Annotated in this window: 7 protein-coding genes; 5 read left to right on the forward strand and 2 right to left on the reverse strand. The window is 68.4% G+C overall.

Annotated elements, in window-relative coordinates; genetic code table 11:
- The 4 genes from VGF12_RS08915 to VGF12_RS08930 form a co-directional block, all read left to right on the forward strand.
- On the forward strand, nt 1–818 hold an 818-nt coding region (locus VGF12_RS08915; RefSeq protein ID WP_331175684.1), incomplete at its 5' end, for a hemolysin family protein.
- Nucleotides 815–1549: a SapC family protein gene (locus VGF12_RS08920; RefSeq protein ID WP_331175685.1), complete on the forward strand. Its 735-nt coding sequence runs from the start codon at nt 815–817 to the stop codon at nt 1547–1549. The genes VGF12_RS08915 and VGF12_RS08920, both read left to right, overlap by 4 nt.
- A gap of 116 nt (nt 1550–1665) precedes the next feature.
- Nucleotides 1666–2895, forward strand: coding sequence for an alpha/beta fold hydrolase (locus tag VGF12_RS08925; protein ID WP_331175686.1), 1230 nt, complete (start codon nt 1666–1668; stop codon nt 2893–2895).
- Between the two features lie 112 nt (nt 2896–3007).
- Entirely contained in the window at nt 3008–3691 is a 684-nt protein-coding gene (locus VGF12_RS08930) for an N-acyl amino acid synthase FeeM domain-containing protein (RefSeq protein ID WP_331175687.1), read from the forward strand.
- A 15-nt stretch (nt 3692–3706) separates the two neighbouring features.
- On the opposite strand, the gene VGF12_RS08935 is transcribed toward VGF12_RS08930, so the two are convergent.
- Nucleotides 3707–4189 carry a hypothetical protein gene (locus tag VGF12_RS08935; RefSeq protein WP_331175688.1) on the reverse strand — a complete coding sequence of 161 codons (483 nt, stop codon included), beginning with the start codon at nt 4187–4189 and terminating at the stop codon, nt 3707–3709.
- A 62-nt stretch (nt 4190–4251) separates the two neighbouring features.
- A complete protein-coding gene (locus VGF12_RS08940; protein WP_331175689.1) occupies nt 4252–5676 on the reverse strand; it encodes a phospholipase D-like domain-containing protein in 1425 nt (474 codons plus the stop codon).
- A gap of 212 nt (nt 5677–5888) precedes the next feature.
- Here VGF12_RS08940 and VGF12_RS08945 point away from each other — a divergent pair.
- Nucleotides 5889–6639, forward strand: a 751-nt coding sequence (locus VGF12_RS08945; RefSeq protein WP_331175690.1) for a sigma-54-dependent transcriptional regulator, incomplete at its 3' end; no start/stop codon positions are given.

Below are 6639 nucleotides of genomic sequence, written 5' to 3' on the forward strand. Positions count from 1 at the left end.
GCCTGCTGGGCCTGCGCAACAAGGGCGCGCGCGGGGTAACCGAAGAGGAGATCGCGGCCAGCCTGGAGGAGGGCCTGGACGCTGGCGTCATCGAGCAGCACGAGCACCAGATGGTGCGCAATGTGTTCCGCCTGGACGAGCGCCAGGTCGGCTCCATGATGATTCCGCGCGCCGAGATCGCCTGGCTGGAGGTCGATGCCACGCCGGCCGAGGTCCTGGCGGTGCTCCGCGAGCACGGCTTCAGCCGCTATCCGGTGTGCCGCGGTGGCCTGACCGACGTGCTGGGCGTAGCGAACGCGCCGGCGCTGCTCGCGGGCATGCTGGAAGGGCGTCCCCTGGACCTGACGGCGGGCCTGGAGCCGCCGCTGTTCGTGCCCGAGACGCTGTCGGGCATGGAGCTGCTGGAACATTTCCGCGTTTCGGATGCGCCGCTGGTCTTCGTCGTCGACGAGTACGGCGAGGTGCAGGGCGTCATTGCCGTGCGCGACGTGCTGGAAGCCATTGCCGGGGAGTTCAATGCCCCCAGCGATGGCGATGCCTGGGCGGTGCAACGCGAGGACGGGAGCTGGCTGATCGATGGCCTGATCCCCGTGCCCGAGCTGAAGGACCGCCTGGAGCTGAAGGAACTGCCCGAAGAGGACCGTGGGCGCTACAACACCCTGGCCGGCATGATCATGCTGCTGCTGGGGCGCTTGCCGCGCACGACCGATGTGGTGGAGTGGGACGCGTGGAGATTCGAGGTCGTGGACCTTGACGGCAAGCGTGTGGACAAAGTGCTGGTCAGTCGCCTGGCCGAACCTGGAGAGAAAGAAACATGAGCAACCCCCCGATGTACGGCGAACTGCTGCCGCTGGACCGCGAAGTCCACAAGAACCTGAAGCTGGACACCGAGCAATCCGTCGTCGGCCGCGTGGCGGACCAGAACTCGGTCTTCCTGGCCGCCGTCGAATTCGCCGACGCCAGCAAGGAATACCCCATCGTCTTCGTGCGTGCCGGCACCGGTGGCACGGACGCCAAGCCCGTCGTGGCGCCGCTGGCCGTGCTGGGCCTGCGTGCCGGCTCCAACCTCTTCGTCGAGGGCGAGAAGTGGACGGGCAACTACGTGCCCGCCTATGTGCGCCGCTATCCCTTCATGATGGCCCGCCTGGACGACAACGCCAACAACCTGGCGGTCTGCTACGACAGCAAGTGGCCGGCCTTCAACGAGACCCAGGGCGAGGCTCTGTTCAAGGACGGTGAGCCGACCGAGTTCCTGCTGAACGCCAAGGCCTTCCTCGAGAATTTCGAGCAGGAGGCCGAGCGCACCCGCCTGATCTGCAACCTGCTGGTCGACCTGGATCTGCTGCAGGACATGCGCTTCGAGGCCACGCTGCCCAACGGCGAGAAGTTCGATGTCGAGGGCTTCCTGGCCCTGGACGAGAAGAAGTACGCCGAGCTGCCGGACGCCAAGGTGCTGGAGCTGCATCGCAACGGCCTCATCGCGCTGATCGAGATGCATCGCCTGTCGATGACCAACATGAACCGCCTGGTCGGCAAGTACGCCGTCTGACGCGGGGCACTTCGACACCATCCAAGGCCACGCGATGCGTGGCCTTTTTCTTGATGAGCCCCGGTATGCTCATTTGATGACTGCAACCCCTCGGGCCCATGCGTAGGGAGATTCACATGCCCGTGCTGACTGACGACGACCGTCGCGATGACTTCGACCATGGCCTCGCGCGCCGTCGCGAGGTGCTGGGCGACGTCTGGGTGCGCCGCTCGACGCTCGACGCGACCACCTTCAACGCCGATTTCCAGGATCTCATCACCCGCTATGCCTGGGACGCCGTCTGGAACCGTCCCGGCCTGTCGACCGCGACGCGCCGCCTGCTCGTCCTCGCCTTCACGATGGCCCAGGGCCGCTGGGAGGAGTTCGACCTGCACTGCCGCGCGGCGCTGGCCGCGGGCATGCCGCCCGAAACCGTGCGGGAGGTGCTGATCCAGGGCGGCATCTATGCCGGGGTGCCGGCCGCCAACACGGCCTTCAAGCGCACGATGGCGCTGCTGGCCGAGCTGGGCATCAAGCTCGAGTCGGCGCCGCTGATGCCGGCCGCACGCCCGCGCCACCACACGACCTTCAGCCGCCCCCAGCTTGCCGTGACGCTGCAGGGCGAGGGCGACAAGGCGCCGGTGCTGCTGGCCCATCCCCTCGGCCTGAGCGAAGCCATCTGGCAGGGCCTGGCCGGCCGCCTGGCCGCGCTTGGCCATCCGACGCTGCGCTACGACCTGCGCGGCCATGGCCGCTCGCCCAACCCCCGTGGCGACTGGGGCCTGGCCGAGCTGGCCGACGACGCTGCACGCCTGGTCACCGAATGGGGCTGTGGCCCCGTCGTCATGGTCGGGCTCTCCCTGGGCGGCCTCGTGGCCCAGCAACTGGCGGCGACGCGGCCGGACCTGCTGCGCGGCCTGGTGCTGGCGCACTGCGATTCGCACTATCCCGAGGCGGCGCGCGCCGTCTTCAGCGAGCGCATCGACGCGGTGCGCCGACAGGGCATGGTGGCCGTCGCCGAGGCCGCGCTGGCGCGCTACCTGAACCCGGCCCTTCGCGCCGCCCGGCCTGACATCGAGACCCTGCTGCGCGACGTCCTGCTCGCCCAGGACCCTGCGGCCTATGCCCAGGCCTGCACTGCCGTCCGTGATGCCGATCTGCGCGGTGCGCTTGCGGGGTGGACGGGCCCGACCCTGGTCGTTGGCGGCGCCCAGGATGGTGGCGTGCCTGCGGAGCGCCTGGCGGCTCTGGCGAGCTCCGTACCGCGCGCGCAGCTGTGTCTGCTGGATGACGCCTCGCACCTCGGGCCCATTGAGCAGCCGGCGGCCTTCGAGGGGGCTGTTGTCGCCTTTTTGGGTGACATGTAAACCCGAAAATCGGTAAGATTTCAGTTGTATCGGTCTGTGAGCCTCATCAATTTGTGTCGAATCCTTCCCTAGACTTCGCCGCTTGGTGTGTTGGGTGCCAAGGACGCAGCCGATGATTTCGTTATTTGAAGAAAGCCGCCGCACGCCGCTGAACCCCCACGGCGGCCCGCCGCTGGAGCTGGACAGCGACTTCGGTGCTCTGGAAGGCGATGCCTACAACCTGGTCGAGCGCCGCTACGGTGATCGGGGCCTGGCCCTGACGCGCGAGCGTTTCAACAGTCGCAATGAGGATGGTGACATCGTCTGCACGGCACGGACCGGCGATCACATCGTGGGCACCATGTCGGTGCGCTTCGATGGTCCCGACGGCCTGCACACGGATCTGTTGTTCGAGGCCGAACTGGCCGAATGGCGCGCAGCGGGCGTCAAGCTCTGCGAATTCGGCCGTTTGGCCGTGGACCGCAATGCGCCGGAGTCCCGGGCCTTGCTGGCTCAGATCTTCCATCTCGGCTACCTCCATGCCCACCGGCGTGCCCGGTGCCAGCGGCTGGTCATCGAGGTGAATCCTCGCCATGTGGCCTTCTACCGCCGCTGGCTGGGGTTGCTGCCGTACACGACGGCGCGCCACAACCCCCGTGTGAACGCGCCGGCGGTGCTGATGAGCATCGACTTCGACACCATCCGCGAACAGATCTCTCTCTGGGCGGGCCGTACCGACGTGTCCACGGCGCGCTGTCTGTATCCGTTGTTCTGGGACGAGGCGACAGAAGCCGCCATGCTCGCCAAGCTCCCCTGACGGGCCGGGTGCGGGTCAGCGGCACTCGGTCGCGGCCATTTCCTTGCGGGTGGTGAACAGGCTGGCCGGTGCCGTCAGGCCTGGCAGGTGGTTGGCCATGCGAGCGGCCACGTAGGGTGCGGTGGCGAATTCATGCCGCAGGCGCTGCAGCAGGTCTTCGCGATCGGGCTGCGGTGCCCCGCAGGAGACGCGCGACGCGATCGCGCGGTCCAGGGCGCCTTCCAGGCCGTTGCATTGCACCGAGAACGAGGTGTGATGCGGCTGGCCCAGCCGGTCGGTCCAGGTGGCCACGACGCGCAGCACCGGTCCGATGGTGCGCAGTACCCATTCGAAGCGGATGCCCGCCGTGCGTGTGCGACTGCGTCGCATCAGTCGGCCCATGGCGCTACCGCCAGGGCGGCGCGGCCGCTCCAGGCGCAGTTCGTTCAGAAAGCGTTCGGCGGCCATCGCGTGGGCGGTGCCGGCCATGGAGGGGGTGTCCATGGTTTCAATCGTCATGGTCTGACTCCAAAGATGCGGGTGAATTGCGTTCACGGTCAGGCAAGCGGTGTTCCCGGCGCTCAAAGCAGGGGTTCGACGAGGCGCGCCAACCCTTGCAGGAGTCGCTGCCCCAGGCCGCGGTGAGCCCACTGCGCGGGATCGATCTGCTGTGACGCGGCGACGTCCCGCGCGAACAGGGCCTGCATCTGCTGGCCGAAGTCGTCGCCCAGCACGATGACGTCGATCTCGTGGTTGCCGACGATGCTGCGCCAGTCCAGATTGCTGGATCCGACGCTCGAATAGACGCCGTCCACGACGGCCGTCTTGGCGTGCATGACGGCCTGCGTCATCTCGCGGATCTGCACGCCGGCCTCCAGCAGCTGGGCATAGCGCGAACGTGCCGCATGCAGCACCAGGGACACGTCGCTGCGTCCCGGCAGCACCAGCGTCACGGCGACGCCGCGTCGGGCCGCGTCGCACAGGGCCTGGATGAGTTCGTCGCCCGGCGCGAAGTAGGCCATGGTCAACTGCACGCTGCGCTGTGAGGCGTCGATGGCATGCAGCAGGGCGGTGTAGCTCGGGTTGACGCCATGGTCGGGGTTGCCCACCACCAGCTTGACGACGCGCTGGCCCGGCAGGGCGATGCCGGGCGCCGGCGCGGGCGGCAGTTCCCCCTTGCAACCCTGCAAGGTCCAGGACTCGCGAAACACCGCGGCCAGGGCCGGCACGACGGGGCCGCGCAGCTCGACCTGGGTGTCTCGCCAGCCCTGGCGGTCGGCGTCGGCCGGTGGGGCCTTGCGGCGGGCGCTGCCGAAGGAGCCTTCCGCGTAGACATTGCTGAGATTGATGCCGCCGGTGAAGGCCGCGTCGCTGTCGACCACGAGCACCTTGCGATGGTTGCGCTGCAGCACGCCCCAGTGGCCCGGCCGTTCGAGCGGATTCAGCGGGTTGAAGGCGCAGACGGCGACGCCTCCCTGGCGCAAGCGCTCGAAGAAGGCACTGTCGGTGCCCAGGGAGCCGAGGCTGTCGTACATCAGTGCCACGCTCACGCCTGCGGCCGCCTTGCGCAGCAGCAGCTCGGCGAACTCTGCCGCCACGCCCTCGTCCTCGACGATGTAGAACTCCACCAGCACCCGGTGGCGGGCCGCGGTGATGGCCTTCTTCATGGCGGCAAAGGTGGCCGGCCCATCGACCAGCAGCCGGGCCGTGTTGCCGCGCAGCAGCTGGGTGTCCCCCTGGGCCGCCAGCGCGCCCAGATGGCGCTCGAACAGCGCGCCATGGCCCTCGTCGCGCACGCGGGCCAGGTCACGAGCCTCGGTGGCTTCGGGCACTGGGCCGGCGGGGCCCTGAAGGGTGATGCGCTCGGCGATCCGTTGCGGTGGCAGGGGCTGCAACGGGCGCTCCCGCTCGGCCAGGCTGCCGCAGGCGACCGTGCCCGCCAGCAGGAACAGCAGCGCCAGGGCCCATGCCCATCCACCCCTCCGCCCGCGACGAGATTGCGTCATGTGACACGCCGTGGCAATCGGCGTGCCCACAAGCGACTTCCAACCCGAGCGGGGAAGCGATGCGCAGGGTTTGCAGTAAATCCTGCGGACACGCCATAACGCCGCGGACCGCGGGCGTCGGGTTATTGGTTCCCGGCATCGCCGAATCTGTTCAAAATGGTTGTCCCGATGCAGGCATCACCTGCCACAGACGCCGGAAGGAGGCCCCGCGCATGCCACATGCCCTGGTGGTGGACGACGACCTTGACTCCGCAGCTTCGCTGCGGGAGCTGATCGCTGGCGAGCGGTTCACTGTTGCGCTGGCCCATAACCTGCGCGACGCCCGCCGGCAGATCGCACTGCAGCAGCCTGACATCTTGTTGCTGGACCTGCGTTTGCCCGACGGCAACGGCATGGACCTGCTGGCCGACCCCAAGCTGGTGGCCAACTCCGAGGTCGTGCTGTGCACCGGCCACGCCAACCTCGAGACCTCCATCCAGGCCTTGCGCCTGGGCGCGGCCGACTACCTGGTCAAGCCGGTCAACCTCAAGCAGCTGCAGGGCGTGCTGTCGCGCATCATGAAGCCGGCGGCGCTGCAGGCCGAAGTGCAGGGCCTGGCCGCCAACCTCGACGAGTCCGGCCACTTCGGCCACCTCTGGGGGCGCAGCGCGCCGATGAAGCGCATCTACGAGCAGATCTCGCGCGTCGCCGGCACCAGCGTGTCGGTCTTCATCACCGGGGAGTCCGGCACCGGCAAGGAAGTCGTCGCGCAGACCGTGCACGACCTCAGCCGCCGTCGCAACCGGCCTTTCCTGGCGGTGAACTGCGGCGCCATCAGCCCCAATCTCCTCGAGAGCGAGATCTTCGGCCACGAGAAGGGCAGCTTCACCGGCGCCGAGCGCCAGCACCAGGGCTTCTTCGAGCGCGCCAGCGGCGGCACGCTGTTCCTGGACGAGATCACCGAGATGCCGCTGGAGCTGCAGG

The organism is Roseateles sp., assembly GCF_036404855.1.
In the GTDB taxonomy this organism is placed as follows: domain Bacteria; phylum Pseudomonadota; class Gammaproteobacteria; order Burkholderiales; family Burkholderiaceae_C; genus Pelomonas.

Bases quoted from the DNA above. Each gene is read 5' to 3' on its own strand.
- VGF12_RS08930 (WP_331175687.1), top strand. From the start codon at position 3,008: ATGATTTCGTTATTTGAAGAAAGCCGCCGCACGCCGCTGAACCCCCAC.
- VGF12_RS08920 (WP_331175685.1), top strand. From the start codon at position 815: ATGAGCAACCCCCCGATGTACGGCGAACTGCTGCCGCTGGACCGCGAA.
- VGF12_RS08935 (WP_331175688.1), bottom strand. From the start codon at position 4,189: ATGACGATTGAAACCATGGACACCCCCTCCATGGCCGGCACCGCCCAC.
- VGF12_RS08925 (WP_331175686.1), top strand. From the start codon at position 1,666: ATGCCCGTGCTGACTGACGACGACCGTCGCGATGACTTCGACCATGGC.
- VGF12_RS08940 (WP_331175689.1), bottom strand. From the start codon at position 5,676: ATGACGCAATCTCGTCGCGGGCGGAGGGGTGGATGGGCATGGGCCCTG.